Below are 25,202 nucleotides of genomic sequence, written 5' to 3'. Positions count from 1 at the left end.
GCTGTTCGACGATGCCGACGCTACTCCCGTGGTTTCACATGTTGAAACCAGAATCCCATTATTTGGTTAAACGCGGACGGTTCAGGGTGCGAAGTGCCCATCCCTTTTCGAGCGAACGGTACGACGATCGCCTTGGGTGCGCCGAAAGGTACGTTCGCTCGGGAAGGGGTCAGCGACGGGGCAGGCGAACCGTGAAGACCGTGCGACCATCCACCTGGTCGACGCCGATGGTGCCGCCGTGCAGGTGCACGTTCTCGACGGCGAGCGAGAGTCCGAGTCCGCTGCCCTCGCTGCGTCCGCGCGCGGTGTCGACCTTGTAGAACCGCCGAAAGATCGCCTGCCGGTCTTCGGGTGAGATGCCGGGGCCGTGGTCGACGACGGTGATGACGGAGAAACCGGATTCGACGCTCAACTCGACGCGAACCGGGGGCGCTCCGTGGCGCAGTGCATTGCCGACGAGGTTGGCGACGACAATGTCGATCCGACGCGAATCGACTCTGGCGCTGACACTTTCGGGTGCGCGCAGTTCGACGGTGTCTGTCCATCCGCGGCTCTCGAGTGTGCGCTCGGTCAATTCGACGAGGTCGACGTCGTCGAGGACGAGGTGCGCTTGCTGAGAGTCGTGGCGAGACATTTCGATGAGGTCTTCGACAAGTCGAGTGAGCTTGCCGATCTCACTGCTCACGATGCGCGCGGCAGCGGCGGCGTCGGGCGGAAGATTGGGGATCTCTTCACGGAGGATCTCACTGACCGGCACCAGTGCTGCGAGCGGCGTCCGGAGCTCGTGGGAGACGTCTGCGACAAACCTTCTCGACTGCTCTTCCGATTCTTCCAGACCGCGGATGACCGCTTCGTTGCGAGCGACCATGTTGTTGAACGTTGTTGTGACCTGGGCGAGTTCGGCTACTCCGTCTTCGGGGAGTCGGACGCTGAGGTCGCCGTCGGCAGCGCGGGCGGCCGCCTTGTCCAGGCGTTTGAGCGGACGGACAAGCGTCGACGCGATCCACAGCCCGAGTAGTCCGCTCACCAACACACCGGCGGCGAGGGTGAGGCCGACAGCTCGAAGCAGGTCGTCGAACTTGTCCTGCACTCCTACCAGCGGCCGGATGGTGACGGCTTTGACCAATGTCTCGTTGTCGTAGCTGTCGTCCGCGCTCATGTCCACGACATTGACGGACATTCCCAACATGATGCGCTGGGAGTCGAGCCTCTCGAAACGGATCAGCTTCGGACTGTCCAAACCTTCGTCGAAGCTGGGCGGAATGGTCGCCGCATCCACGGATCCTTGACGGATGACTTCGCCGTCGACGATCAGCGTCATGTCGGACTGGAAGATCTGTTGGAGGTTGGCAGGCGTCAACTCGTCTACCGGTGTTCCGTTGACGTATTGCAGTTCGTCGCGAAATTGTGCGGTCGCGACATCCTGAGCGTTGGAATAGATCCACGACCGCGCCATGAACGAGACGACACCCGCGGTTGCCCCGGCGATGATCACGACGATTGCGATGAACACGAGCACGAGCCTGGTTCGCAGACCGTCGACCTGAAGCCAGGTCGGTCTCATCGGGCTGGGCTGGTGTTGAAGCGATACCCGAACCCGCGCACCGTTTCGATGACGGTCGGTGCGGCCGGGTCGTCCTCGATCTTTCCGCGCAGCCGCTGCACTGCTGCATCGACGATTCTGGAATCACCCAGATACTCCTGGTCCCAGGCTGCGGACAACAACTGTCGGCGGCTCAGGACCTGTCCGGGGTTCTCGGTCAGCGCCAGGATCAGTCGGAGTTCGGTCGGGGTGAGGGTCAGCAGCATCCCGGCCTTGCGGACCTGCAGCGACGACCGATCCAATTCCAGGTCGCCGAACGTCTCTGCACCCGGCGTCGCATCCGGGCGCGTCGTTGCGGGTGCCGAGCGCCGCACGACGGCTTTGATACGAGCGTCGAGGACGCGCGGACTGGCCGGTTTGACGACGTAGTCGTCGGCACCGGCTTCCAGGCCGGCGACGGTGTCGATGTCGTCGGATCGAGCGGTCAGAATGATGATCGGGATCGAACTTCGTGTGCGGATACGTCGGCAGATCTCGTAACCGTCGGCACCCGGCAGCCCGAGGTCGAGTAGGACGAGGTCCGTGGCACCCAGGGCGTCGTCGAAATCACCGTTACCGTCGGGGCGATGGCTGACGTCGTGCCCGAGTCGGTTCAGTCCCAACGTGATTGCCTCGGCCACGGCTGGATCGTCTTCTATGAAAAGAATGCTCACCATGAGCTCACCTTGGACTCGCCATGATCAGGGGCCTTCTGCGGTCGGAGAAATCTCGGTCAGCCAAGGGTACAGGGGTCACACTCGCGAGAGTCGCTCGTTGCCTGAGTCTGCCAGCACCGCATGCCGGGCGACGCTGGTGTTCAAGGGAAATGCCGACACAGCGAGGGTGTAGCAGCCGACGAGCAGTAGTGCACCGATCACGTCGCTCGGGCGGTGCCATTGCAGCACGACTACCGAGATCGCGGTTCCGATGGTGATCAGCGCACCGTTGACCGCAACGACCGCCCGCCACCTCGAGGGCGTGACGATCACGATCGCGCAGACCAGAGCAGCTATGGCCGTCAAAGTGCCGCTGGGGAAGGAATTGTGCATCACCAGGCCGTTCAGGTCCGGTCGATTCAGCGATTGTTTGAGAACCCAGGCTGTCGTGATGGGGCCGAGGGTCACGACGACGACGCGTAAAGCTAGCGCAATCGGGTTGTTGCGCAATGTGATCATGAGCGCCACGAGCACTCCTCCCACTATCAGTATCGGGGTGACGAGGCCGATGAACTCGGCGGAGAACACGCTGAGGCGTTCGGAGGTGGCCGCGCCCACCATGAGTTGTTGGTCGACGATCTGACCACCGGTCGTGTTGACCGCCAATTCGAATTCGACGACTCCGAGGATCAAGACTGCCAGTGCGGCAATCAGTCTCGCTGGCTTGACTCGTGTCATGATCAGCCTTCCGCTCTCTCGTCCGAGGGGTTGCTCAGTTGTGGCGGGCATTCCCCGCCAGGAGTGGTTGCCAATTCGAAATGCCACATCTCGTTGGCGTAGGTCTGGCAGAGGCCGTAATCGCTGCCGTGCTGAATGAGCCAGTCGTCGGCGTCGGTCGGTCCGATGTCGACGGCCTGTCCACTGACATGCTTGGACAGGCTCGGCGAGTGCACCCACTTGGACGCTTCGTCCACGCTGCCGTACTTGACGACGGCTTCGTCGAACAGTCGCTGTTGGTATGCCGCGGACCGCCAACCCGACGTGACGTGCATGTCCACGCCGGATGCCTGTGCGTCGGCCGCTGCCGACTGGAGCGCCGCGAGCAGTGCGGAATCGAGACGGGCAAGCGCTGGCACATGAGTGTCCTGCAAGCTGATGCCGTCCTCGATCTCGCCGCCTGAAGGTCCTGAATCAGGCTGAGTGGCAAGGTAGTTACCGCTCTTCGGTTGTGCTTCTTCTGTGTACGAGCAGGAGCTGAGCGCGACCGCACCGAGCACGACTGCACCGAGTGCGACGAAGCGGATGATTCCGCGGTGGCTGGGCATACAACAGAGACTTCTCGGTCAGTGTCACCGGCAGGTGGTCACCGTTCGTCGACGGTGTCACGGTCTGCAACAGCTCTGTAACAGGACGGAACGGGGCTGGTGAGCGCGCGCTACGCGGGGCGCGGGATCGACGCGAAAGTCGACAGCTCGAACCACGATGGCAGGCTACGACGCAACGCGGTAGGCCCAGAAATGGTGACGTCACCGGACCGTATGGCGTCCGACCAGGTCAGGTTACCTCGCCAGATCTCGGTCATCTGTCGCAAGCCCGCAGAGACCGACACTGCAACGTCGAAACCCGGATCGATATCGCACATGTCCACCTCACCGGAATTGATGACGAGCCACCAGTTCCGCGAATGTCCACGTACTCCGGAGAATGCGAAGTGCACCACGGTCTTGCCTTCAGGCACCACGGAATGATCCACGCGGCGATGCATGTCCCACAGCAGCAGTTTCGGATCCAGATCTTCGTCGCCCAGTTCACCGATCCACCTGGTACCCCAGATGCCGAGAGCTTCGACCACAGGGCGCAGTTCGCGGCCGGCGTCGGTCAGACGATAGCTGACGACACAGTCGGTTTCTTCTCGCTCCACGATGCCGGCGACCGCGAGTTGGTGAAGCCGGGTCGAGAGCAGAGTCGGTGACATTCGCGGGAGCCCGCGGCGGAGATCGTTGAAATGTTCGCTTCCCATGATCAGTTCGCGGAGGAGAAGCAGTGTCCACCGCTCGTCGAGTAGCTCCATCGCCTTGGCGACGGGGCAGAACTGGTGGTACGAGGACCCCATCTCTCGATCGTAGGCCTCCGGGGTGCTCCGGTACAGATTTCGTACTGGAGAGGAGCGAACCGTCGTCGTAGCGTCGGAGTAACGGCATGAACGCTGTCGGGCTCCGAGTACGAAAATTATTGAAGGAGAACGGTAATGAGTGAATCAACGGGGACTCTCGGGTTGGACCGGGAGCTGAAGGCCAAGCACCGGGCAATGTGGGGGCTTGGTAACTATCCGGCGGTGGCGACGCAGGTCATCGCGGAACTCGGACCTGTATTGGTGCGTGAATGCGGCGTGCAGAAAGGAGATCGGGTGCTCGACGTCGCGGCGGGGTCCGGCAACGCCGCCATTCCGGCGGCTGCGCTGGGTGCGCAGGTGATCGCCACCGACCTGGCTCCCGAACTGTTCGTGGCAGGACGGGAGGCCGCGGCGCTCGCGGGTGTCGAACTCGATTGGCAGGAGGCCGATGCCGAGGCTCTTCCGTTCGGCGACAACGAGTTCGACGTAGTGCTCTCGTGCGTCGGTGTGATGTTTGCCCCGCATCATCAGCGCGCCGCGGACGAACTTTTGCGAGTATGCCGACCCGGCGGAAAGATCGGAGTGCTGAGTTGGACTCCGACGGGGTTCATCGGCGAGATGTTCAAAACGATGAAGCCGTATGCACCGCCCCCGCCTCCTGGTTCGCAGCCGGCGCCTTTGTGGGGCGACGAGAACCATGTTCGTGATCTGCTCGGCGATGTTGCCGCAAGGAAAGACGTACTTCGTGTGGACACATTCAGCGGGCCGGAAGATTTCCGCGATTTCTTCAAGAAGAATTACGGCCCGACCATCGCGGTGTACCGGAACATCGCCGACGATCCTGACCGCACGCAGGCGCTCGATCGCGATCTGCTCGAGTTGGCAAAGAAGTACGGCAGCGGAAGCGAGCCGTTCGTGATGGAGTGGGAGTACCTGCTTCTCACCGCGACACCCGATGAGGGCGGTGCATGATGACGACGGTCGAGTTCGCGCCACTGAAATCGGCGATCACGGGTTCTGTGTTCAGCCCCCGAGATCCGGAGTACGACGACGCCAGGTCGATCTGGAACGGGCAGATCGATCATCGTCCGGCGGTGATCGCCAGGTGCCGGTCGGCGTCGGATGTGTCTGTGGCACTTGCATTTGCCAGAGCCCATTCGTTGGAGGTTTCGGTCAGAGGCGGTGGGCATTCCTACCGAGGTACCTCGGTGTGTGAAGGCGGTGTGATGATCGATCTCAGTGCGATCAACGTAGTCAGTGTCGCCCCGTCCGCGAAGCGAGCCAGGGTCGGTGGTGGTGCGACGATTGCCGACCTCGACGCCGCGACGCAGGAACACGGATTGGCAGTGACCGGTGGAGTGATCAGTGATACCGGCGTCGGTGGCCTGACCCTCGGCGGCGGCATGGGGTGGTTGACGCGCACGCTCGGCCTGGCGATCGACAATCTGGTGTCGGCAGAGGTGGTGCTCGCCGACGGTTCGATCGTGCGGGCCTCCGAGAACGATCACAGCGACTTGTTCTGGGCGCTGCGCGGCGGCGGCGGAAACTTCGGAGTGGTCACCGAGTTCGAGTACCGTCTGAGCGAGATCGGTCCGGAAGTGCATCTGGGACTGTTCTTCTGGGGGATGGAGGACGGACCCGCAGCGCTTCGTCTGTGCCGCGAAGTGGTGCCTGCCCTGCCGAGAAATGCCGGAGCGATGGTTGCCGTCGGTTTGTCCGCGCCTCCGGCACCGTTTGTTCCGGATCAGTTTCACCTGCTGCCCGGATACGCGTTGCTGGTAGCCGGTTTCGGATCGGAAGAGGAACACTCGAACGCGATTGCGCCGATTCGAGAGGGCGTGCCGACGCTGTTCGAGTTCGTCACCCCGCTCCCGTACATCGGTTTACAGTCGATGCTCGACGAATCGGAACCATGGGGTGCATACGCCTATGAGAAGGCCTTGGACCTGGTGGATTTCTCCGACGCCGTGATCGATGTTCTGACCGAGCAAGCGGGCAAGAAATCGTCGCCGATGTCCTTCATGCCGATCTTTCCGCTGCAGGGAGCTTTCACCTCCGTCGGCGAGGACGACACTGCGTTCGGTGGTTCTCGCACACCACATTACGTGTGCAACATGACGGCTACGGCCACCGATGCCGGGACACTGGAATTGGATCGATCGTGGGTGCGTGAGACCTGGGAAGCCTTGCGTCCGTTCTCGTCCAATCAAGGCGGGTACGTCAACTTCATGACCGATGTCGACGAGGACCGAGTGCGAGCGTCCTACGGTGCGGCGAAGTACGCGCGATTGTCCGCCGTCAAGGCGAAGTACGACCCGGACAACGTGTTTCACCTCAACGCAAACATTCTGCCCGCGTAGAGCGTCCGGTCAGGCCGTGAATACCAGGATGACGACGATCAGTGCGGCCAAGATGATGACGGCAACCATGCCTGTCATGGCGAGGGGAGCCCAGGCCACTACCTTGTCGCGGGTGCTGGCATCGGCGGGGCCGGTCGGTATCCGCGGCGGCCAGGAGAACATGTCCATGGGGCTGGGGACGTTCCGCAGTGGCGTGTTCTGTTGCACTGCAGGCAGTCCGGTGATCGTGGAGCCGGTCAGGCGATTGCGGCGGTGTGGGTCGGCGAGTTGTGTGGTGCGGTGAGCCCACGCCGGCACGGCGCCTTCGGACGAGTAGACGGGAGCGTCGATCAACTGCTCGATCGTGCCACCGCCCGTCGCGGCTGCAGCGAGCGCGTCGCGTGCCTGAGCCATCGTCGGCCGACGGGTGGGGTCCGGCTCGAGGAGCTGAAGGAGAACGTCGGTGAGCGGTCCGGACTTGGTGGGTCGGTAGATCTCGGCCTTGGCGACACGATGCAGTAGAGCGATGGCGTCCGAGTCGATGCCGAAGGGCGGTTGACCCTCGATCACCGTGTAGAGCGTCGACCCGAGTGAGAAGACGTCACTGGCCTCGGTGGGATCGTCGCCGCGGGCAACTTCGGGTGCAAAGTACGCGGGAGTGCCGGTGATGACCTCGTCCTGGGTGTCGGATACGTCGCTCTTTGCGCGGGCGATGCCGAAGTCACTGATCTTGACGGTGCCGAGAGACTTGCCTCGGTCGGCGATCAGGATGTTGCCGGGCTTGATGTCGCGGTGGACGATGCCGGCGGCGTGCGCCTCGGTGAGCGCCGCAGCGATCTGCGCGCCGATCTGCGCGACCTCCAGCGGTGGCAACGTGTCGGCCAAGTTCATCGCCTGGGCGAGGCTGCGGGCGGGGAAGTACTCCATGACCAACCACGGTTCACCGGACTCGATCGCGACGTCGTACATGGCGATGGAGTGGGGGTGGGTGAGCTTTGCGGCGTTCCTGCCTTCGCGCAATGTACGTTCACGGACCTCTTCGGCCGTTTCGGTGTCGAGGCCTTCCGTGCTTGTGACCTGTTTCACCGCGACGTCACGGCTGAGGAGGGTGTCGCGGGCCAGCCAGACGGCGCCCATGCCTCCGTCGCCGATCTTGGAGCGGAGTCGGTACCGCCCCGCCAGCAGGTATTCGGGCCCGATGCCCCTCCCGGTCTGCTCCTGAGCTGTCACATCTCAAGGTTAATGGATTGATGCCACTGTGACGCTCGAGGCTCCTGTGAACTGGGTTTTTTGCTCTGCTTGACGTGTCGGGGGTGACACGGTTTACTGAAAACAGTTCGAAAATATGTTCGAAATTGCTGTTCGTTGGATGCATGTCAGACCCGACTTCCCCGCGGTTTGCCGGCTGGTTATGGATTGCTGCCGAGTGAGTTTTTCCGGTGTTCCGGAGGATGGGGATGACCGAGGTGACCGAGTTGGTGGAGCTGTCGGCAGATGCGGCGGGGTTGTCCCGTCAGGATCGGCTGGCACAGCTCCGCCGACAGATCGCGTCCATTCCCTCTCGCGGCGATACGTCGTTTTCGGGACCGAGTGTTTCCGTGGCTGGTGTTTCCGGGACAAGTGCAGCAGCCTTCGAGAGTGTTGCCGACCGGGAAATACCGGTCGTGGACCGCGCGCACAAGGCTGGTGTTCTCCCAGTGCCGGAAGGTATCGGGGCATTGCTACCGCAGGGCGGTTTGGTGCGCGGAACCGTGGTGTCCGTCGAGGGCGCTGCTTCCTTGCTCTTGGGATTGGTCGCGTCCGTGACGGCGTCCGGGGGGCATGTGGCAGTCATCGGGCAACCTCGACTGGGATTGCTGGCGGCGTACGAGATGGGTGCGCAACTGGAACGTCTGGCGCTCATTCCGGCGCCTGGGCCGGATCCGGTCGAGATCGCTGCTGTGCTGCTCGACGGTATGGATCTGGTGATTCTGGGATTGGCGGGTGCGTCGGTATCCCCGTCGCGTGCGCGAGCGGTGGTGGCGCGCGCCCGGAGCAAGGGCTCGACTCTTGTTGTCACCGAAGGTCACTGGGACGGGGCCGAAGTTCGGTTGGACGCTCGGGTTCATGGTTACGGTGGGTTCGGTCAGGGCCGTGAGTTGGGGCGTGGTCGGCTCAGTTCCCTGAGCCTCGCGGTTCGTGCTCGGGGGCGCTCGTTCCAGCCCCGGACCACGCGTCTGGACATCTGTAGTGCAGCCGGGCGGGTCGAGTGGGTACCTTCCCGGCCGGTCGAGGCCGTGTCGGAGCAGGTGGTGTCGTCGCGGGTGGTGTCGTCGCGGGTGGTGTCACTGTGAGCAGAGTTCTGGCGTTGTGGTGCCCGGACTGGCCGGCGGTGGCAGCGGCAGCGCTTGCCGATCTTCCTGCCACGCATCCTGTCGCGGTCACCTCGGGTAATCGGGTGATCGCATGTTCGGCGACGGCCCGCGCGGAGGGAGTGCGACGAGGCCTGCGCCGACGCGAGTCGCAGGCCCGCTGCCCGGAACTGTATGTGGCGATGGCAGATCCGGAACGCGACGCCAGATTGTTCGAGCCGGTCGCCGCGGCCATTGATGCGGTGGCACCGGGCGTCGAGGTACTTCGTCCTGGTTTGTTGGTGCTCAGTGCGCGAGGTGTCAGTCGGTACTTCGGTTCGGAGGAAGCCGCGGCGGAACGATTGGTGGATCAGGCATCTGCTGCGGGCGTCGAGAGTCAGGTGGGTGTGGCGGATCAACTGTCCACAGCGGTCATTGCCGCGCGCCGGGCAGCGCTGGTGCCGCCGGGGGAGGGGGCACGGTTTCTGGCGCCGCTACCCATGCCGGAGTTGGCGGCCGAGCCCAGTCTGTCTGCGCCGCATCGCGGGGAGTTGGTGGATCTGCTGCGCAGGCTCGGGATCAGAACCATCGGTGCTTTCGCGGATTTACCGGCAGTGGACGTCGCTTCGCGTTTCGGGGCCGATGCGGTGCTCGCGCATCGTGCGGCGCGCGGTGAACCCGAGCGGCCACCGTCGGCGCGGACGCTTCCGCCGGATCTGGAAGTGGAGCAGCATTACGATCCGTCGATCGAGCGGGTGGATGCCGCAGCGTTTGCCGGGCGCGCCTTGGCGAGTCTCCTGCACGACAAATTGTCGGCTGCCGCAGTGGCGTGTACCCGCCTGTCGATTTCGGCCAGCACGGGCAACGGTGAAAATCTTTCTCGGACTTGGCGTTGCGCCGAACCTCTGACACCGGAGGGAACGGCCGATCGAGTGCGATGGCAACTGGACGGCTGGCTCACCGGGCGCAGTGAGACCCGGCCGACCGCAGGCATAGCGGTGTTGCGTCTGGAACCGGTGGAGGTGGTCAGTGCCGGCGCTTTGCAGTTGGGGCTGTGGGGCGGTGTCGGCGACGAGGAGGAGCGGGCCAGGCGAGCATTGGTGCGCGTGCAAGGTCTTCTGGGCGGCGAATCGGTTCAGGTCGGTGTCCTGAGCGGTGGTCGAGGGCCCTCGGAGCGAATTACCCTGTTGCCCTTGGGTGACGAGCGGGTAGCTGCTCATGATCCGACAGCCCCGTGGCCTGGTCGTCTGCCGCAGCCGTCTCCGGGGTCGATCTTCGTCGACAATCCCAAGGTATGGCTGGAGGATGTGGCCGGCAACGCCGTGTACGTCACTGAGCGCGGTGTCTTCAGCTCGCAGCCGGGAAGGCTGAAGTGGGGGAGCAAGGAATGGGCAGTGCAGGGATGGGCCGGGCCCTGGCCGGTGGACGAGCGATGGTGGGACGCAGCCTCGGCGCGCACGGCCGCGCGGGCTCAGGTGCTGTTGGAGGAATCGCGGGCGTTGCTGATGATCTGTGAAGGCGGTGGATGGTCGGTGGAGGGCGTGTACGAATGAGCTCGTAGGTACAGCCAGCTGTACCGGACATGGTCGAGTCGACTGTACGAACAGTAGGGGCGCTGGCGCCATCGCACTGACGCCATCGGGTGCCTAGCGTTGATGACATTCAAAAACTCACTGTTGCAATGATTCTCGTCGTTGCAACTCTTCGCGAGGAGTGTCATGAAAACGGCGGGTCGAGCTGACGTTTCCGGAACCGATCGACTTCACTACGAGTCGATGGAGCTACGCGACGCACAACTTCTGGCGTACGACGAGACCGGCGAAGGCCGGATCGTGGAGGTGTTCGGCGATGTCGCCACAGCCGAGCACATCATGATCTTCGTGCCGGGCAACGACAACGGACTGGGAAACTACTTCGACGAGAACCGTCCGACAGGACCACGCGCGAGCGGATGGACACTGGGAAGGATGCTCCGAACGCTCGGGCCGAACGACCGCGTCGCGGTGATCGTGTGGGTCGGTTATCGGACGCCGTGGGGATTTCTCGAGTCGTTCTCCCGGACACTTGCAGAACTTGGTGCGATAGATCTGGCGCGGTTGACTCGTATCCTGCCGCGATCGGCGCATGTGACGCTCGTCGGACACAGCTACGGGGCCGTGGTGTGCGGACTCGCTCTCCCGTCGGCGCGAGTGGACGATTGCGTGGTGCTGGGTAGTCCGGGGATGGGGACCAGTTCGCGCGAAGACCTGTGCTTTGCCGGAGATCTCTGGGCTGCGCTTGGTCCGTCGGACTGGATCCGCTATTTCCCACGCGTCAAGATCGGCCGCATCGGCCACGGCCCGTCTCCAGTTCGGGCGCAGCACGGAGCCATTGTTTTCGGTACCGGAGCCGTTCGAGGGCATTGCGGCTACTTCGCCGATGCAAGCGAGTCGCTGCGAAACATCGCGAGGATCGGACTCGGTCGCTACGACGAGGTCACGCGACCAGGGGAGTTGCAGCCTCGGCTGACCGCGTCAGCAATCCGCGAGGACGGGTCTATCCTGGGAACTCGTGAGTGTCGCTAACGTACGAAGTGCCGGCGGGGTCCAGATCAGCTACCGCGATTCCGGCTCGCATCCCAGTGTGGCCGATCTGCCTCCGGTAGTCCTCGTGCACGGGATGGGCGGCGACAGCGGTACCTGGGACAAGTTCGCGCGGACCTTGCGATCACGCAACCGGCGAGTTGTCTCGGTCGACCTTCGCGGCCACGGCCGGAGCGCTCGTGCGTCGTCGTATCTGTTCGAGGAGTTCGCGGACGACGTCATGGACGTGTGTGATCATCTCGAACTCGAGCAGGTGGATCTGGTCGGCCACTCGCTCGGCGGGCACGCGGCGTCGTTGATCGCGCAGAAACGTCCCACTGCGGTGCGGAAGTTGGTCATCGAGGAAGCGCCGTTACCATTACGCGCGGGTGACCCAGAACAGGTGTTCGCGAGGAAATTGCCGAGTGTCCCAGAACTGTGGCACGCCACAACAAGTTTGGTGCGGCATCCGCGAGCCGCGTTGACGTTCGATCGCTCGATGACGCGGTCCGCGCTCGAGCAGTTCCGCCGACCGGATCCGCAGTGGTGGGATCGGTTGCCGCTCATCGAGGCTGACATGTTGTTCCTGCGTGGAGGTCTGGGCGGGATGGTGGATCCTGTTCGCCTCGACGCTGTTGCAGCCACCGTCGCACGCTGCGAATTGGTCTCTTTCCGTACCGGCCACAGTGTCCACCGCGACGGTCATCGCCAATTCGAATCCGTTGTGTTGCCGTTCATTTCCTGAAAGCGCAATACTCGATCGGTGATGCCACGAACCCATCCGAAACGTGTGTGGCACCGAATGTACTTCCATGCATACCAACGGCAACGACTGGTCCGCACACGAATACATCGACGCGGTAGCACGGTCCGTTCACGGTGAGACCGTCCGATGGCCGCAGTGGCCGAGCATGGATGCGGTGATCGTCCTTCCCGTTCATGCCAGGCACCATCCGGGGAAGAACGCAGTTCTGCTCTGGAATCACGACTTCGGTTGGTCGTGGGGTGTCGAGGAGGCTGATGTGCGAAGGACGATTTCGATAGTCGACACCCTCGGTATCGGCCGGACACCGGATCCGCTGCGCTGTGCGGATCGGGTTATCGAACTGATCAGCGCACGGGCAGTTTGCTCGCGCATGTGTAGCGAAGAGTGATTCGGTCAACTCTGGGGCGACAACGCCTCCGAGAGGACGACGCCCGTGAACCCAGAGAACGTTCCAGCCCCGCATTGTCATTCATTGCCGCGCCGGACGTTCCTCGGTGGCGTCGGTGCCCTTGTCCTCGCGGGAGTGGCAGACGTCGCGGCCGGCGCGGTGAGCGCGGCGCCGGTACAAGCAGCACCCGCCGATCGGTTTCCGCAGAAACCCAACATCGTTGTCATCGTCACCGATCAGGAACGCCGGCCGATGTACTGGCCCCAAGGCTGGGCTGAACAGAATCTGCCCAACCGCAAGAGGATTGCCGATCACGGGCTGAGTTTCGACCAGGCAGTGTGCAACACCGCGATGTGCTCGCCCAGTCGCAGTACGTTCTTCACCGGCCTCTACCCCGCGCAGCACGGGGTCACCAGAACGCTCACCGAAGGTGGCACTGTCTCACCCACCGAGCCACAGTTGCAGGTCTCCGAACAGAACATGGCAAAGCTGCTGGCGTCGGCCGGCTACAACGTCCAGTACCGGGGGAAATGGCATCTGAGCAAAGGCGTCGAGGGTGGTGATCCGACAAGCGCGGACGTGGCAGGATTCGGCTTCGAGGGGTGGATTCCGCCGGACGCGGGCCAGGACACCAATCCGGATCACTTCGGTGGCGGGTGCGCAGACCATGATCGCCGTGTCGCCGAGGAAGCTGTCGAGTTTCTCTCCGGACCCGCAGTCGCATCCGGACAGCCTTGGGCGCTGATCGTCTCGTTCGTGAACCCGCACGATGTCCTCGCGTACCCCCAGACGTGGAACGCGATGAACGGCACGTGCGACAACTACGGATCGGACGCGCCGGGCGCCTTCGAGCAGGGTATCGACTTGCCGCCCACCTTCGACGAGATCCTGGCGCTCAATCACAAACCGACAGCCCAGGTTCAGTCGGAACTGCTGTTGGCAGCCGGGCTCGGGCCGCTGCTCGGACCCGATCAGGCGCGTAACTACATCAACTTCTACGCCTATATGCACAAGGTGGTCGACGAACACATCGGCAGCGTGCTCGACGCGATCGAAGCCACTCCACAGATGCTCGACGACACGGTGATCGTTCGGATGTCCGATCACGGGGAGATGGGGATGAGCCACGGAGGTTTGCGGCAGAAAGTGTTCAACGCCTACGAGGAAACACTGCGCGTTCCACTGGTCATCAGCAACCCCTTGCTGTTTCCCGAACCCGTTCGCACCGACGCCCTGGCGTCGTTGATCGACGTGATGCCCACTCTCGCCACACTCGCCCAAGCGCCTGCGCGTCAATCGTGGAACTTCCTGGGTACCGATCTGACACCGGTCATCGTCGACGCTGCGGCGTATCCGAAAAGTCCCAGCGCGCAGGTTCAGGACACGATTCTGTTCACCTACGACGATCAGAACTGTGCGACGCCCGACGGTCAGAACATCGTCACGCAGCCCAACCACATTCGGTGCATACGCGAGAGCCGCTGGAAGTACACGATGTACTTCGATCCTGCGGGAGTTGCTGCGCCGCAATACGAACTGTACGACTTACAAGCCGACCCCTTGGAACTGAACAATCTCGCCAATCCGCTCAACATCGGTTCGTATCGGCCGGATCTGGCAGCTCAGATGAACGCCAAGCTCTTCGCAGTGATGGAGACCAAGGGTGTTTCCCTGAAGGAATAGATCGAATTTCGTCAAAACTGATTCACGTTTCAGTTCTGCGGGCATGCTGGTGGGGCATCTGTCTTCGGTTCGGGAAGAAGGAATGTCATGACTGTCACCTCGCCGGGGCGAGAAGGTTTCAGTTCTCTTCGGTCGGGAGGGTTGAACTGGGATTCGTTCCCACTCCGATTGTTCACCAAGGGAAACGCCAAATTCTGGAACCCAACCGACCTCGATTTTTCGCAGGATGCCCGTGACTGGCAGGAGCTGACCAGCGAACAACAGCGCAGCGCCACCTTCCTGTGTGCGCAGTTCATCGCCGGTGAAGAAGCCGTCACCGAAGACATTCAACCGTTCATGAAAGCAATGTCGACCGAGGGACGATTCGGCGACGAGATGTACTTGACGCAGTTCTGTTTCGAGGAAGCCAAGCACACCCAGGTGTTTCGGCTGTGGATGGACGAAGTGGGATTGACCAGTGACCTGCATTCCTACGTCGCTGACAATCCGTACTACCGGCAACTGTTCTACGAGGAGCTGCCGTCGTCGCTACGCATTCTCGAGACAGACCCCAGCCCGGTCAACCAGGTGCGTGCCAGCGTCACGTACAACCACGTCATCGAGGGCAGTCTGGCGCTGACGGGTTACTACGCCTGGCAGAAAGTTTGTGCGACGCGCGGAATCCTCCCTGGCATGCAGCAATTGGTGCGAAAGATCGGTGACGACGAACGACGGCACATGGCTTGGGGGACGTTCACCTGCCGAAGGCACGTCGCCGCCGACGATCACAACTGGGACGTCGTCCAGCAGCGGATGGGTGAACTCATGCCCATGGCCCTCGGAATGATCAACTGGGTCAACGATCAATTCGAGGTGCAGCCGTTCGGTTTGGACAATCAGGAGTTCCTCGAGTATGCCGCAGACCGTGCACAGCGCCGACTTTCGGCGATCGAGTCTGCACGCGGGCGCGACGTCGCCGAGATCGACCTCGACTATTCGCCGGAGACCCTCGAGGAAAAGTTCGGGGCAGAAGATGCCGCTGCGATGAGTGAGGCGGCCAAATGACTGCGAATTCTATTGGGGCCAAGCCGAGTTCTGGATGACCTCGACAAAATCGATGTGCCGAAATCCCGGCACAAAATGTTCGAGTACGTCAGCGTTCACCGTCCCGAACGTACTTTCGGGACGGTGCTTGAAGCCGTCGGTGAAGGCCTTCAAGATCTGATTCTTGAAATCCGGACGGGGGTGGGCCGCGGTGACGGCGTCGATGTCGGCCCGGTCGAGTTCGCTGTATCCGATTCCCAGTACATCGGTCTCCACACCCGCTGTCACCAAGGCGATTTCGGGCTCCAGCCGCGAGGGGACCTCGGGCGTCGTATGTAGAGCGATGCCTTCCCACACTTTGCGGATGTCGGTTTCGTCGACTTCGTAGCCGGTGAGGAATCGCCGCGCTTCGTCCGCGCTGTCCAATTCGAATCGCGCCGTACTGTCCCGGAATTTCTCGGTGAGCCCCAGGTCGTGAAACATGGCGCCGACGTATAGCAATTCAGGGTCGGCGTGCAGTCCCAAACGCGCGCCTTGCAGCGATCCGAAGAGGAAGACGCGTCGCGAGTGGTGAAACAGTAACTCGGACGCCGTATCTCGGACGAGTTCGGTGGCGTCGGCAGCCATCTTCGAATCGGGGATTTTCACACCGGCAATGATCGTGTTCATCGGTACCTGCTCTGCTCGTCGCTGCTGCGAATTTCTCGGTCTGTCCCAGTGTCGGTCGAGCACGCACGCGGGCGCACCCTGATCTCGGCCATACTGTCCACAGATCAGGACGAAGGGGAGCGATCGTGACCGCAGTGCATCGAGTTGCCGTCCTGGTGTTCGACGGCGTCAAACTGCTCGACGTCGCAGGTCCGAGCGAGGTGTTCGCAGAGGCCAATCGCGGCGGAGCGAACTACGAGTTGGTGATCTGCTCGGTGGGTGGACACGATGTCGACTCGTCGACCGGCATGCGCATTCCGGTCGACTGTGACGTCGCAGATTCCGGTTCCTTCGACACGTTGCTGGTCATGGGTGGCGACGTGTTCCCGTCGATGCCGGTGAGTCCGGAATTGCGTGAGGCAGCGAGCGATCTTGCGGGACGTTCGGGTCGGGTTGCCTCGATCTGTACCGGGACATTCATCCTGGCGGCGAGTGGACTGCTCGATGGACGCCGCGCAACGACGCATTGGCAACACACGGCAACGCTGGCGCGCGCCTATCCGCAGATCACGGTAGTTCCCGACGCCATTTTCATCCAGGACGGCACGGTGTTCTCGTCTGCGGGTGTGACCGCCGGGATCGACCTCGCGCTCGCATTGCTCGAGCGAGATCATGGTGCAGAAATGGCCCGACGTGTCGCACAGCTTCTGGTGGTATTTCTCCAACGTCCAGGTGGGCAGTCACAGTTCTCGCCGTCGTTGAGCGGGCCGCGGCCCCGGGTGCCCGCGCTTCGCGCAGTGGTCGAGGCGGTGGCCGCCGATCCGGCGGGGGAGTACTCGGTCGACGAACTGGCTGCCCTGGCGCACCTGAGCCCACGGCATCTGACGAGGCTCTTTCGGGAAGAACTCGGTACGACGCCGGCCAAATACGTCGAGTTGATCCGTTTCGACTCCGCGAAAGCGCTCCTCGATGCCGGCCACTCGGTGACCGAAGCCGCGCAATTGGCGGGATTCGGCAGTTCGGAATCCCTACGACGAGCATTTTCGACGCATCTCGGAATCTCGCCGCAGGTGTACCGCCGTCGTTTTCAAGCTTTCGGCTGAGACTGACTTTCGTGCTTGCCTTGCGGCGGGCTCATGCCCTGCTTGTCGAGCCAGGCAAGGCTGTAGTCCGCGATCTCACGCCAGCCGTGGTCGATGGTCAGCGAGTGACCTCGATCGCCGAAGACCTTGTATTCGTTGATCGTCGGGGCCTTGGCGTACTTCTTGAACGAGCTGTCCGAACTGGCTTTCGGGACTGTGCGATCCTTGCCGCCGCCGATCATCAGGAGTGGCCCGCGGCGGGCGTTGAAATCTACTGCAGCGGGGCTGTGGGGCGCGAAGTTGGCGAGTGCTGCCTCGAACAAGGGCCGACCAGGGGCGGGAATCGCATACTGCTCGAACAAGGCGTCGGACTCGTCCTTGGACACGGCGCTGGCAAAGGATTTGTGGAACGACTCTCTGTTGTGTGAGTACGCCTTCCGGTAGTTCCCGGGGTTGGACAGGACCGGGAAAACACTGCCCAGTTGAACGAGGGGAAGTTTCAACACCCCTTTGGGCTGAGCCGGGTCGATGGCAATTGCCGCGGTCGCCAGCTTCTGGCCCAGAAGTTTCTGCGCGATCAAACCTCCGAACGAATGCCCCACCACGATCGGTGGTTCGTCGAGATCGGCTATCACCTTGGCGTAGTGATCCGTCACGTCCTCGATGCCGTGTCCCGCGATGTCTTCCGGGTGTTCACGCGTCTCACCCACGGTCGACGCGTCCCCTGGCCACCCCGGCGCCATCGTGGGGTATCCCTGCGCGTTGAAAACCTGCGCCCAGGGGTCCCAGGTGGTCGGGTGCATCCAAAGTCCGTGGATGAACAGAACAGTCGGGTTGGACTTGGGCGACATGCGCGCTCCCCGCTATCGGACCGATGATCGATACGGAATGCCCGCTTTTTACAACCTCATTCACATTCTCGGCGAGCTCTTCCGTCGGGCCGTTCCGTTCTGTTGTGCGAAGATGGCACGATCGTGGCATGGCACCAACTGGACCTGCGAAGGCGATGGCACTGTGGACCACCGCTTTTGTTGTCTCACAAGCGAATATTGCTCGCCTACTCGGGCCGGTGGCTCCCAAAGTATTGGAAGTGCAGACGGCGTTCTCCGCTCGCCGGTACGTCGAGATCTTGGACTCCATGGACGACGAGGCCACGGCACGATTTCGTAGTCACTACTACCCCGACTTCGTACATCCCGCGATCTACGCGATGGCTTTGCGGTCAGCGGGCACGAGGCTCGGGGAGCGGGTTCCCCTTTCCCCGGCAACTCGGCGCGCCCTTGCCGTAGTGCCGGTACTGTCGGCGGCCGGCGACTACGTCGAGAACGTGGTCGGACTCCATTTCCTCGATCATCGCGACAGGATCACCGACTCGAGGGTTCGCGCCGCTTCGACCGTCAGTATTGCCAAATGGGTGCTCGCACTCGGAACTCTCGGATATTTGTCGCAGGGTTTTGTCAGAGTATGGGTATCGCGAAAATGAGGAGCACTGATGGCAGTCGAACTCGGCACCGAATACTTCGCTGACGGAGAAGAGTTCCGTCGATGGCTGTCCGAGAACCACGAGTTGGTCCCCGGCCTTTGGCTGAAAATGGCCAAGAAGACCTCGTCGCACAGTTCGATCGACTACGACCAAGCGTTGGACGTTGCCCTGTGCTTCGGCTGGATCGACAGCCTCGCACGGCGAATCGACGACGATTTCTTCGTACAGAAGTTTTCGCGACGCACCGCGCGGAGTCCGTGGTCCAAACGCAACGTCGAGATAGTCGCCCGCCTCGACGCTGCGGGACTTCTCGAGCCTTCCGGCATCGCCGAGATCGAGAAGGCCAAGGCCGACGGTCGATGGGATCGCGCGTACGAGGGATCAGCCAAGGCCGAGGTACCGAAAGACTTTCTCGATGCGCTCGCGGAAAACCCGAAGGCTCGTGAGTTCTACGCGACGCTCAATTCCACCAACCGATTCACCATCGCGTACCGACTGCAGGAGGCAAAGCGTCCGGAGACGCGAGCCAGGCGGATCGAGAAGTTCGTGAACCAGCTTGCGGAGGGCAAGAAGTTCTATTGAGCTGCCGCGTCACTGGGCCACAGGGACTTGCGAATCGACACCCAGCGAGGCTGACACAATGGGCCTCGTGATCGAAGCCGAAACCTGTTCCGCACTGTCTGCTGTCGATGAGCCGCTGGCAGGCAGCGCTGCCGTCGTGCAGGGCTGGGTATGCCTCGAATTCAATGCCGCGTGGGGTCGTGACGTGTTGGACGGTACGGCCTTGGGGGAGGAGCTTGCCGCCGAGCTGAGCCGCCGAGCCGATGCAGCGAACGTACGAATCATGTTCGTTCGGCGACCCGGGCGCACCGATCCGATGACTGATGGACACACCGTCCTGCTTGTGCGCTCCGATCCGAGCGACTCATGGTGTGAAAGGTTGCACATCGATTCGCCGATGGAATTACTCGACGTCGATTTCTTCTTGTTGGATGGGCCGCCACCAGGACTGGGCGAGCAAGTGACCGAGCCAGTCGTATTGGTTTGCGCACACGGCAAGCGCGACCAGTGCTGCGCTGTATTCGGCAGGCCGATCGCCGCAGCGCTGATGTCGTCCTTCGGACCCCAGGTGTGGGAGTGTTCGCATACCGGCGGGCACCGATTCGCGCCGTCGATGATCCTGTTGCCGAGCGGCAATACGTACGGCCGTCTGTCGGCAAGTGAGAGTGTCACGGCCGTGGAGGTGGCTTCCCGAGATCAGGTCCATTTGCCAGGCCTGCGTGGACGGAGTTGTTGGTCTCCTGCGGGGCAGGCTTCGGAAATTGCTGTGCGACAGCAAATAACCTGCGGAATCGACGACTTGGCTGTCATCGAGCAGGCGAGTGACGGGACATGCGTCGTCGCACATGTGGACGGCCGGCAATGGGCCGTGGAGACTGCAGTCTCCGAACTCGCGCCGCGTCCACCGAGTTGCGGCGCGGCGCCCAAGCCGGTCAGGCCGGTTGTCGTCACGTCGATTCGAGACCTGTGATTTCATCGTCGGTTTTCTACGATCAGTCTCGATGAACTCGGGTGTGGGTCATCGCTACTGCAACAGGAGCGCAATGACTGCGGGCGGTAATTGACGTTGTCCGAGGAGGTTTACGCGTTGGCATCCGTCGAGTTCGACTGCCATCCGCGTGCCGCCCGATCCGTCGGGACGAAGTACGTCGATCGAAGCGATGTGATGGGCGACGAGATCGCATGGGCCTGCAGGTGGCGCGGTGGATGCAACCTCCATCAGATCAGTACTCTGCTGGCGTGACAGGCGGATTCGGGACTCGGGCAGCGGCGGTTCGGTGGAATAGCGGCACACCAGTAGTCTGCCGACGTCGGAAATCGGTGTAGCCAAAGCTGTTTCCGTCAGTGGGCGCGCGTGAGTGTCTTCGTGTTCTGCCATGCGACTCATGTCAGCTTCAGTGGTCGTCGCGAACGGTTGTCCGATCGACTCCGCGCAGGTTCCGGCGTCATCGGAGGAGATGCCGTCGACCGGATGCTGCGCGCGGCTGATCTCATGTAGTTGGCTCAGGGCTGCGTGTGGTTTCTCTTGCAGTCCGCAGGGCGCGGTCGGCCAGGTAGGGCGTATGGCTGCTCCTGCTTCGTCTACCAGCCACAAACCGGCTGGCGGGACGAGACGGTACGCGCAGTCGGCCCGGACGTTGGCAGGAAATCGACGAGACTGTTCGCGGAATGCATCGTCCACCGCGTGGATGTCCCCCTCGAGGCGTATGGAGTCGATGGTCAACCCACCGTCGGACGTTTCTCCGCGTTCGCATCGAACAACGGCAACGGGGCTGAAATCAGGAGGCGGGTAACCACTTCCCTCGGGGCGAAGTGCGATGCTGCTGTCGCGTGCCTCGGGGGCTACGAGCGCGGCGGTGATATCAGGGGCGAGGCAGTCTGCCCAATCGACCGCCGTCGCGACCGGTGGAGTGAAAGATTCATAGTCTCGAACGCCGGTCCAAACCAACGCAACGGCGACGACACTGACGACGACGATAAAGACCCCAGCTGTGAATCGTCCACTCATACATCGACACTATGTGCTTTTGCGATGGATTGAGGCGAAGTCTCGACCATTGCGGGTGCGACGTAGCATCGCTGCTATGACAGTCGATTTGGTTGCGCCTGACGAGGCCTTGTGGGTGTCCTGGTTGGAGTCGCGTGACGAGTGGGGTGGACCGCAGGCGGATCAGCCCGGTTCGGCGTTGGGAGTTGCGCAACGTCTGGATCTCGACCTTGCATCCCGCGATGGGTTCGGGCACTGGGTGCAGGAGTTGTTGGCGCAGCCCGAGGCGTTGCCGGGGCCCGACATTGTCCCGGCAACCAACTGGTGGATCGTTCGAGACGGCAGGTATCTCGGTGCTATCCAGTTGCGGCACAGCTTGAATGAGTTCTTGGCCGATGTCGGTGGTCATATCGGCTATGGGGTCAGGCCGTCGGAACGCCGGAAAGGGATAGCGTCGGCTGCTCTGGGGGAAGTGCTCACGTATGCCGGCGACCCGGTGGGGCTCAGTCGCGTCCTGATTACCTGCGACGAAACGAACGCGGGTTCGCGTAATGTTATCGAAGGGTGTGGGGGACTTCTCGATAGCGTGCGCCCAGCTGATCAGTTGTCGCGCAACCTCGGCCATTCGGGAGACACGCTTCGCTACTGGGCGGCCACGGGCCGGTCAAGCGCCAGTTGACCGTTTTTGACCGTCAACGGGAAGTCGCGGTCGCAGGGTAGGCGACACGGGACGCGATGCTTTCGCTGAGGTCGTGGATTTCTGCGGCGAGGACGTCTCGGCTCTTCGTGTCCGACTCGTGAACGAAGGTTGTCGATCCCAGTGTGGCACCGCAATATTCGATGATTCCGCGTTCGATCTGTGTCCGGAAGGCCTCGTACACGCCGTGTCGGTCGAAACTCTCGGCGTCGTCACCTGCGACTGGAATCAGGTGGACGGTGAGTCGGTCCAGTTTCTTCACGAATTCGCTTCCCGGGGTGAATTCGTACGCCCATCCGCTGACGAAGACTCGATCGATCCAACCTTTGAGTAGTGCGGGCATCGACCACCAGTACATCGGAAACACGAGAATCAGATCGTCTGCACGATCGATTCGGTCCTGCTCGGCTACAACGTCGGCCGGGGGAGTCCCTTTGCCGCGGAACAGGTTCACATCGGCTTCGGCGAATCGGGGATCGAAATTCTCGGCATATAGGTCCGCGAAGTCGACGTCGCCGCCCAGGTCGCGGATCGCGTCGGCAGTAGAACGGGCGACATGCTGGGTAAGTGACTGGGGATCGGGGTGGGAGACTACGACGAGTGTGGTCATGAGCGTCCTTCGGTAGATGGTGCGCTTATGTACTAAGAGTAGGTTACTATTGGTATATAGCGCAAGGAGGTGTCCGATGGCACGTACGAGACTGTCGCGAGCCGGCAGGTACGAACAACTCGTGGAGGTGTCGTGGGCATTGGTGCGAGAGGAGGGTGCGGACGCGCTGACCCTTGGTCGGTTGGCTGAACGTGCCGGCGTTGCAAAGCCAGTTGTATACAGCCATTTCGCCTCTCGCGCCGCGTTGTTGGCAGCGCTCTTCAAGGAATTCGACGATCGTCAGACGGTGATGCTCGAGGAGTATCTCGATGCCGCGGATGAGTCTCTGAACGGACGCGCGAATGCCATCGCCGACTCCTACGTCGGATGTTCGCTGGCGCAGGGGCGTGAACTGACGGGTGTGCTTGCAGCGCTGGAGGGTTCGCCCGAGCTGGAGCGGGTCAAGCGTGAATCGGAACACGCCTATTCCGAACGATGTCGGGAGGTGCTGACTCCCTTTGGTGCGGGCGGAGGACTTGCGCAACCTTCGATGACCGCAATATTCGGTGCTGCAGAGGCACTCTCGCATGCGGCGGTAGCGGGAGCGCTCTCGCCCGACGATGCTCGAAGCGAACTTGCCGCACTGATAGTCGCGGTGGTCGGCCGGACCTGAGGTCACCGGTTATCTTGGTGCCCATCCAATTCGACGCGCTCACGCATGGATTCGGATATCGCTGTCAGAGTTCTGACGAACGCGTCGATCGCGGGAGCAAGTGGAGGTTTGCCGTAGGTTGCGACGGAGACAGTGCGTCGCTCGCCGGGAATGCGGTGTGCGCGGATACTCGGGTTCTGATGTGCCTGGAGGGCGAGGGCCGGAAGGGTGCTTACCCGGCTTCCGGAGGCGACCAGGGCTTGGACGGCGACGTAGTCGTCGGTCTCGAACTCGATCCGCGGAATGAATCCAGCTCGATTGCAAGCGGTGAGGAGGTGGGCTCGGCAGCTCGGGCAACCGGCAATCCAGGTCTCACCGGCGTAGTCCGTGATCTCGTTGGCGGCATCTGCATTCCGCGCAGAGGTGATCAGGTACAACGGATCTTCCAGTAAAGCCGTCTGCGCGACATGCTTGAGCCCGACTTCAGGGGTGTCCTCGTGCGCGAAGACAACAGCTACGTCGACATCGTTGTTACGAAGCAGTGCAAGTGCTTTGGGTGGTTCTGCATCAACGAGGCTGATGGACACATCGGGGTACTGGGACGTGAACGCTGCCATCGCCTGCGGAATCAAACTCGCCAGGGCTGACGGGAATGCGGCCAGTCGTACCCGCCCGGCCCTCAGTCCTGCGTACGTCTGGACTTCGGCTGCCGCTGCGTCGACGTGGCCGAGGATCTCGGTGGCTCGCCGAACCAGCACTGCGCCGGCGTCCGTCAGGCGCAGTCCACGACCCGCTCGCTGGAACAGTGGAACCCCGACTTCCGATTCGAGCTGTCGAAGGTGGTGACTGATGGAGGGCTGCGCGTAACCGAGAGAATCGGCGGCGGCTGTCACCGACCCTTCCTGTGCAACAGCGACCAGGACCCTCAGCCGAATTAGATCGAGCATGCCAAAATCATAGAAGATTTCGATGCTTTGGACGAAAACACGTATTGGATCTATGAATCGGTGTTTGGCAGGGTGAATCACATGGCACCGGCATCTGATCTCACGGCATCAAACCAGCTACATCCACCCGTATGGGCAGACATCGAGCGTGCCAGTCAGGTCGTCCGTCGGCATCTACCGGTCACGCCCCTGATATCGCACCCGACCTTGGGTGCGGGCTCGTGCAGCCAATTGTTCGTCAAACACGAGAACGTGCACCCCACGGGTGCGTTCAAGGTTCGCGGCGGACTGAACCTGGTGGCAGGACTGGATGAGGCGACGCGGGCGCGGGGGATTGTCGGCTACTCGACCGGAAACCATGCTCAATCCTTGGCGTATGCCGCGGCGGGTGCGGGCGTGCGGTGTGTGATCGTCATGCCGGTTGGGGCGAATCCAGTCAAGGCTCACGCTGTCCGCATGCTCGGAGCCGAGCTCATCGAGCACGGTGTGAACTTCGACGAGGCACGTGCTCATGCCGATTTCATCAGCGAACGTGACGGCCTGCGTCTCGTTAGCGCCGCCAATGAGCCGGCAATCCTCGCCGGTGTTGCAACGGCCTACGTCGAACTCCTCGAACAACAACCTGATCTGGACGCGGTGGTGGTCCCAGTCGGTGGCGGCAGCGGTGCGGCGGCGGCGTGTCTCGTCGCCAGTGCGCTTGCACCGCACCTCGAGGTGTTCGCAGTGCAGTCTGAGGCCGCACGAGCCGCACATGACTCGTGGAGTTCCGGCACGTGCGTCGAGCGCCCGAACACCACCCGTGTCGAAGGGCTTGCGACCGGTGCCGGGTTCGCACTGACACAACGTGTTTTGCGTGAACGGCTAGGAGGCTTCCTGCTCGTCACGGATGACGACATCACCCTCGCGCAGCGGGCGTTGCTCTACGACGCTCACACTTTGAGCGAAGGCGCCGGTGCGGCCGCACTTGCTGCGGTCTATGCGCATCCGAACGCCTTCGCTGGCAAGCGCGTTGCTGTTGTCTGCACGGGCGCCAATGCCTCCGAGAATGAGATCCGCAGGGTCGTCGGCTAATTCATCTCGTACTCGGAACAATGTGCAGTGTCAGCGAACTGACG

At 62.3% G+C, this 25,202-nt stretch carries 27 protein-coding genes; 16 read left to right on the top strand and 11 right to left on the bottom strand.

All coding sequences use genetic code 11. The annotated features are described in order from the left end of the window. Positions 1 to 169: 169 nt before the first annotated feature. From P3G66_RS08475 to P3G66_RS08455, 5 genes are all read right to left on the bottom strand, one after another. Positions 170 to 1,564, bottom strand: a complete 1,395-nt coding sequence (locus P3G66_RS08475; RefSeq protein ID WP_003940854.1) for an ATP-binding protein — start codon at positions 1,562 to 1,564, stop codon at positions 170 to 172. Next, complete coding sequence (locus P3G66_RS08470; protein WP_058039028.1) at positions 1,561 to 2,259, bottom strand: response regulator transcription factor; 699 nt, start codon at positions 2,257 to 2,259, stop codon at positions 1,561 to 1,563. Before P3G66_RS08470 ends, P3G66_RS08475 begins: the two co-directional genes overlap by 4 nt. Before the next feature lie 75 nt (positions 2,260 to 2,334). Then, complete coding sequence (locus P3G66_RS08465) at positions 2,335 to 2,976, bottom strand: phosphatase PAP2 family protein (protein WP_003940956.1); 642 nt, start codon at positions 2,974 to 2,976, stop codon at positions 2,335 to 2,337. 2 nt (positions 2,977 to 2,978) lie between these two features. Further along, on the bottom strand, positions 2,979 to 3,563 hold the full coding sequence (locus P3G66_RS08460) for a M15 family metallopeptidase (protein WP_003940687.1): 585 nt from the start codon (positions 3,561 to 3,563) through the stop codon (positions 2,979 to 2,981). 110 nt (positions 3,564 to 3,673) lie between these two features. Then, positions 3,674 to 4,351, bottom strand: coding sequence for a helix-turn-helix domain-containing protein (locus P3G66_RS08455; RefSeq protein ID WP_003940889.1), 678 nt, complete (start codon positions 4,349 to 4,351; stop codon positions 3,674 to 3,676). 135 nt (positions 4,352 to 4,486) lie between these two features. Here P3G66_RS08455 and P3G66_RS08450 point away from each other — a divergent pair, with 135 nt between their 5' ends. Further along, the gene (locus tag P3G66_RS08450; RefSeq protein ID WP_054827674.1) at positions 4,487 to 5,323 is read left to right on the top strand and encodes a class I SAM-dependent methyltransferase; all 837 of its coding nucleotides are present in this window, start codon (positions 4,487 to 4,489) and stop codon (positions 5,321 to 5,323) included. After that, positions 5,320 to 6,711 (top strand): FAD-binding oxidoreductase, encoded by a 1,392-nt coding sequence (locus tag P3G66_RS08445; RefSeq protein ID WP_047270191.1) that lies wholly within the window; start codon positions 5,320 to 5,322, stop codon positions 6,709 to 6,711. Before P3G66_RS08450 ends, P3G66_RS08445 begins: the two co-directional genes overlap by 4 nt. Positions 6,712 to 6,720: 9 nt before the next feature. Here the strand turns inward: P3G66_RS08445 and P3G66_RS08440 are convergent, their stop codons facing one another. Further along, complete coding sequence (locus P3G66_RS08440) at positions 6,721 to 7,920, bottom strand: serine/threonine-protein kinase (protein ID WP_003940952.1); 1,200 nt, start codon at positions 7,918 to 7,920, stop codon at positions 6,721 to 6,723. 227 nt (positions 7,921 to 8,147) lie between these two features. On the opposite strand from P3G66_RS08440, the gene P3G66_RS08435 reads away from it, so the two are divergent. The 7 genes from P3G66_RS08435 to P3G66_RS08405 all read left to right on the top strand — a co-directional run bounded on the left by P3G66_RS08435 (position 8,148) and on the right by P3G66_RS08405 (position 15,462). Continuing rightward, the gene (locus tag P3G66_RS08435) at positions 8,148 to 9,023 is read left to right on the top strand and encodes a hypothetical protein (RefSeq protein ID WP_054188133.1); all 876 of its coding nucleotides are present in this window, start codon (positions 8,148 to 8,150) and stop codon (positions 9,021 to 9,023) included. Further along, positions 9,020 to 10,573: a DNA polymerase Y family protein gene (locus tag P3G66_RS08430; RefSeq protein ID WP_003940966.1), complete on the top strand. Its 1,554-nt coding sequence runs from the start codon at positions 9,020 to 9,022 to the stop codon at positions 10,571 to 10,573. The genes P3G66_RS08435 and P3G66_RS08430 overlap by 4 nt, the downstream gene beginning before the upstream one ends. Positions 10,574 to 10,738: 165 nt before the next feature. Then, positions 10,739 to 11,584, top strand: coding sequence for an alpha/beta hydrolase (locus P3G66_RS08425; protein ID WP_276116384.1), 846 nt, complete (start codon positions 10,739 to 10,741; stop codon positions 11,582 to 11,584). Next, the gene (locus P3G66_RS08420; RefSeq protein ID WP_030535116.1) at positions 11,571 to 12,326 is read left to right on the top strand and encodes an alpha/beta hydrolase; all 756 of its coding nucleotides are present in this window, start codon (positions 11,571 to 11,573) and stop codon (positions 12,324 to 12,326) included. The genes P3G66_RS08425 and P3G66_RS08420 overlap by 14 nt, the downstream gene beginning before the upstream one ends. A 67-nt stretch (positions 12,327 to 12,393) precedes the next feature. Then, complete coding sequence (locus P3G66_RS08415) at positions 12,394 to 12,735, top strand: DUF6292 family protein (protein ID WP_276116383.1); 342 nt, start codon at positions 12,394 to 12,396, stop codon at positions 12,733 to 12,735. A 45-nt stretch (positions 12,736 to 12,780) separates the two neighbouring features. After that, positions 12,781 to 14,418: a sulfatase-like hydrolase/transferase gene (locus tag P3G66_RS08410; RefSeq protein WP_276116382.1), complete on the top strand. Its 1,638-nt coding sequence runs from the start codon at positions 12,781 to 12,783 to the stop codon at positions 14,416 to 14,418. 87 nt (positions 14,419 to 14,505) lie between these two features. Next, the gene (locus P3G66_RS08405) at positions 14,506 to 15,462 is read left to right on the top strand and encodes a R2-like ligand-binding oxidase (RefSeq protein ID WP_003940790.1); all 957 of its coding nucleotides are present in this window, start codon (positions 14,506 to 14,508) and stop codon (positions 15,460 to 15,462) included. A gap of 9 nt (positions 15,463 to 15,471) precedes the next feature. On the opposite strand, the gene P3G66_RS08400 is transcribed toward P3G66_RS08405, so the two are convergent. Beyond that, complete coding sequence (locus P3G66_RS08400; protein ID WP_030535114.1) at positions 15,472 to 16,110, bottom strand: HD domain-containing protein; 639 nt, start codon at positions 16,108 to 16,110, stop codon at positions 15,472 to 15,474. 125 nt (positions 16,111 to 16,235) lie between these two features. On the opposite strand from P3G66_RS08400, the gene P3G66_RS08395 reads away from it, so the two are divergent. Next, positions 16,236 to 17,192, top strand: coding sequence for a GlxA family transcriptional regulator (locus P3G66_RS08395; RefSeq protein ID WP_030535113.1), 957 nt, complete (start codon positions 16,236 to 16,238; stop codon positions 17,190 to 17,192). Here the strand turns inward: P3G66_RS08395 and P3G66_RS08390 are convergent. Further along, a complete protein-coding gene (locus tag P3G66_RS08390; RefSeq protein ID WP_042923446.1) occupies positions 17,177 to 18,022 on the bottom strand; it encodes an alpha/beta fold hydrolase in 846 nt (281 codons plus the stop codon). The genes P3G66_RS08395 and P3G66_RS08390 overlap by 16 nt on opposite strands. 128 nt (positions 18,023 to 18,150) lie before the next feature. On the opposite strand from P3G66_RS08390, the gene P3G66_RS08385 reads away from it, so the two are divergent. Genes P3G66_RS08385 through P3G66_RS08375 form a run of 3 tightly spaced genes read left to right on the top strand, consistent with a single transcriptional unit; the run spans position 18,151 to position 20,185 of the window. Beyond that, positions 18,151 to 18,654, top strand: coding sequence for a hypothetical protein (locus P3G66_RS08385; protein ID WP_030535111.1), 504 nt, complete (start codon positions 18,151 to 18,153; stop codon positions 18,652 to 18,654). 9 nt (positions 18,655 to 18,663) lie between these two features. Then, positions 18,664 to 19,236, top strand: a complete 573-nt coding sequence (locus tag P3G66_RS08380; protein WP_042923448.1) for a YdeI/OmpD-associated family protein — start codon at positions 18,664 to 18,666, stop codon at positions 19,234 to 19,236. Positions 19,237 to 19,294: 58 nt separating this feature from the next. Next, on the top strand, positions 19,295 to 20,185 hold the full coding sequence (locus tag P3G66_RS08375) for a sucrase ferredoxin (protein ID WP_058226415.1): 891 nt from the start codon (positions 19,295 to 19,297) through the stop codon (positions 20,183 to 20,185). 54 nt (positions 20,186 to 20,239) lie between these two features. On the opposite strand, the gene P3G66_RS08370 is transcribed toward P3G66_RS08375, so the two are convergent. Next, positions 20,240 to 21,223: a hypothetical protein gene (locus tag P3G66_RS08370; RefSeq protein WP_054828059.1), complete on the bottom strand. Its 984-nt coding sequence runs from the start codon at positions 21,221 to 21,223 to the stop codon at positions 20,240 to 20,242. Positions 21,224 to 21,299: 76 nt separating this feature from the next. Here P3G66_RS08370 and P3G66_RS08365 point away from each other — a divergent pair, with 76 nt between their 5' ends. After that, positions 21,300 to 21,881: a GNAT family N-acetyltransferase gene (locus tag P3G66_RS08365; protein WP_050656866.1), complete on the top strand. Its 582-nt coding sequence runs from the start codon at positions 21,300 to 21,302 to the stop codon at positions 21,879 to 21,881. Positions 21,882 to 21,894: 13 nt separating this feature from the next. On the opposite strand, the gene P3G66_RS08360 is transcribed toward P3G66_RS08365, so the two are convergent. Next, the gene (locus tag P3G66_RS08360; RefSeq protein ID WP_050656865.1) at positions 21,895 to 22,509 is read right to left on the bottom strand and encodes an NAD(P)H-dependent oxidoreductase; all 615 of its coding nucleotides are present in this window, start codon (positions 22,507 to 22,509) and stop codon (positions 21,895 to 21,897) included. Between the two features lie 76 nt (positions 22,510 to 22,585). Between P3G66_RS08360 and P3G66_RS08355 the strand changes: the two genes are divergently transcribed. Next, a complete protein-coding gene (locus P3G66_RS08355; RefSeq protein WP_042449699.1) occupies positions 22,586 to 23,161 on the top strand; it encodes a TetR/AcrR family transcriptional regulator in 576 nt (191 codons plus the stop codon). Between the two features lie 2 nt (positions 23,162 to 23,163). Here the strand turns inward: P3G66_RS08355 and P3G66_RS08350 are convergent, their stop codons facing one another. After that, entirely contained in the window at positions 23,164 to 24,087 is a 924-nt protein-coding gene (locus P3G66_RS08350) for a LysR family transcriptional regulator (protein WP_276116380.1), read from the bottom strand. An 81-nt stretch (positions 24,088 to 24,168) separates the two neighbouring features. Between P3G66_RS08350 and P3G66_RS08345 the strand changes: the two genes are divergently transcribed. Further along, positions 24,169 to 25,158 (top strand): pyridoxal-phosphate dependent enzyme, encoded by a 990-nt coding sequence (locus P3G66_RS08345; protein ID WP_218680971.1) that lies wholly within the window; start codon positions 24,169 to 24,171, stop codon positions 25,156 to 25,158. The last annotated feature ends 44 nt before the right edge of the window (positions 25,159 to 25,202 follow it).

The sequence above is a fragment of the Rhodococcus sp. C3V genome (assembly GCF_029269915.1).
In the GTDB taxonomy this organism is placed as follows: domain Bacteria; phylum Actinomycetota; class Actinomycetes; order Mycobacteriales; family Mycobacteriaceae; genus Rhodococcus_F; species Rhodococcus_F qingshengii.
Note: the sequence above shows the minus strand (reverse complement) of the source record. Positions and strands in the feature narration are given on the sequence as shown.

Excerpts from the sequence above, each read along its gene's own strand:
- P3G66_RS08475 (WP_003940854.1), bottom strand. The coding sequence starts at position 1,564 with ATGAGACCGACCTGGCTTCAGGTCGACGGTCTGCGAACCAGGCTCGTG.
- P3G66_RS08470 (WP_058039028.1), bottom strand. The coding sequence starts at position 2,259 with ATGGTGAGCATTCTTTTCATAGAAGACGATCCAGCCGTGGCCGAGGCA.
- P3G66_RS08465 (WP_003940956.1), bottom strand. The coding sequence starts at position 2,976 with ATGACACGAGTCAAGCCAGCGAGACTGATTGCCGCACTGGCAGTCTTG.
- P3G66_RS08460 (WP_003940687.1), bottom strand. The coding sequence starts at position 3,563 with ATGCCCAGCCACCGCGGAATCATCCGCTTCGTCGCACTCGGTGCAGTC.
- P3G66_RS08455 (WP_003940889.1), bottom strand. The coding sequence starts at position 4,351 with ATGGGGTCCTCGTACCACCAGTTCTGCCCCGTCGCCAAGGCGATGGAG.
- P3G66_RS08450 (WP_054827674.1), top strand. The coding sequence starts at position 4,487 with ATGAGTGAATCAACGGGGACTCTCGGGTTGGACCGGGAGCTGAAGGCC.
- P3G66_RS08445 (WP_047270191.1), top strand. The coding sequence starts at position 5,320 with ATGATGACGACGGTCGAGTTCGCGCCACTGAAATCGGCGATCACGGGT.
- P3G66_RS08435 (WP_054188133.1), top strand. The coding sequence starts at position 8,148 with ATGACCGAGGTGACCGAGTTGGTGGAGCTGTCGGCAGATGCGGCGGGG.
- P3G66_RS08425 (WP_276116384.1), top strand. The coding sequence starts at position 10,739 with ATGAAAACGGCGGGTCGAGCTGACGTTTCCGGAACCGATCGACTTCAC.
- P3G66_RS08415 (WP_276116383.1), top strand. The coding sequence starts at position 12,394 with ATGCATACCAACGGCAACGACTGGTCCGCACACGAATACATCGACGCG.
- P3G66_RS08405 (WP_003940790.1), top strand. The coding sequence starts at position 14,506 with ATGACTGTCACCTCGCCGGGGCGAGAAGGTTTCAGTTCTCTTCGGTCG.
- P3G66_RS08400 (WP_030535114.1), bottom strand. The coding sequence starts at position 16,110 with ATGAACACGATCATTGCCGGTGTGAAAATCCCCGATTCGAAGATGGCT.
- P3G66_RS08390 (WP_042923446.1), bottom strand. The coding sequence starts at position 18,022 with ATGTCGCCCAAGTCCAACCCGACTGTTCTGTTCATCCACGGACTTTGG.
- P3G66_RS08385 (WP_030535111.1), top strand. The coding sequence starts at position 18,151 with ATGGCACCAACTGGACCTGCGAAGGCGATGGCACTGTGGACCACCGCT.
- P3G66_RS08380 (WP_042923448.1), top strand. The coding sequence starts at position 18,664 with ATGGCAGTCGAACTCGGCACCGAATACTTCGCTGACGGAGAAGAGTTC.
- P3G66_RS08375 (WP_058226415.1), top strand. The coding sequence starts at position 19,295 with ATGGGCCTCGTGATCGAAGCCGAAACCTGTTCCGCACTGTCTGCTGTC.
- P3G66_RS08370 (WP_054828059.1), bottom strand. The coding sequence starts at position 21,223 with ATGAGTGGACGATTCACAGCTGGGGTCTTTATCGTCGTCGTCAGTGTC.
- P3G66_RS08365 (WP_050656866.1), top strand. The coding sequence starts at position 21,300 with ATGACAGTCGATTTGGTTGCGCCTGACGAGGCCTTGTGGGTGTCCTGG.
- P3G66_RS08360 (WP_050656865.1), bottom strand. The coding sequence starts at position 22,509 with ATGACCACACTCGTCGTAGTCTCCCACCCCGATCCCCAGTCACTTACC.
- P3G66_RS08355 (WP_042449699.1), top strand. The coding sequence starts at position 22,586 with ATGGCACGTACGAGACTGTCGCGAGCCGGCAGGTACGAACAACTCGTG.
- P3G66_RS08350 (WP_276116380.1), bottom strand. The coding sequence starts at position 24,087 with ATGCTCGATCTAATTCGGCTGAGGGTCCTGGTCGCTGTTGCACAGGAA.
- P3G66_RS08345 (WP_218680971.1), top strand. The coding sequence starts at position 24,169 with ATGGCACCGGCATCTGATCTCACGGCATCAAACCAGCTACATCCACCC.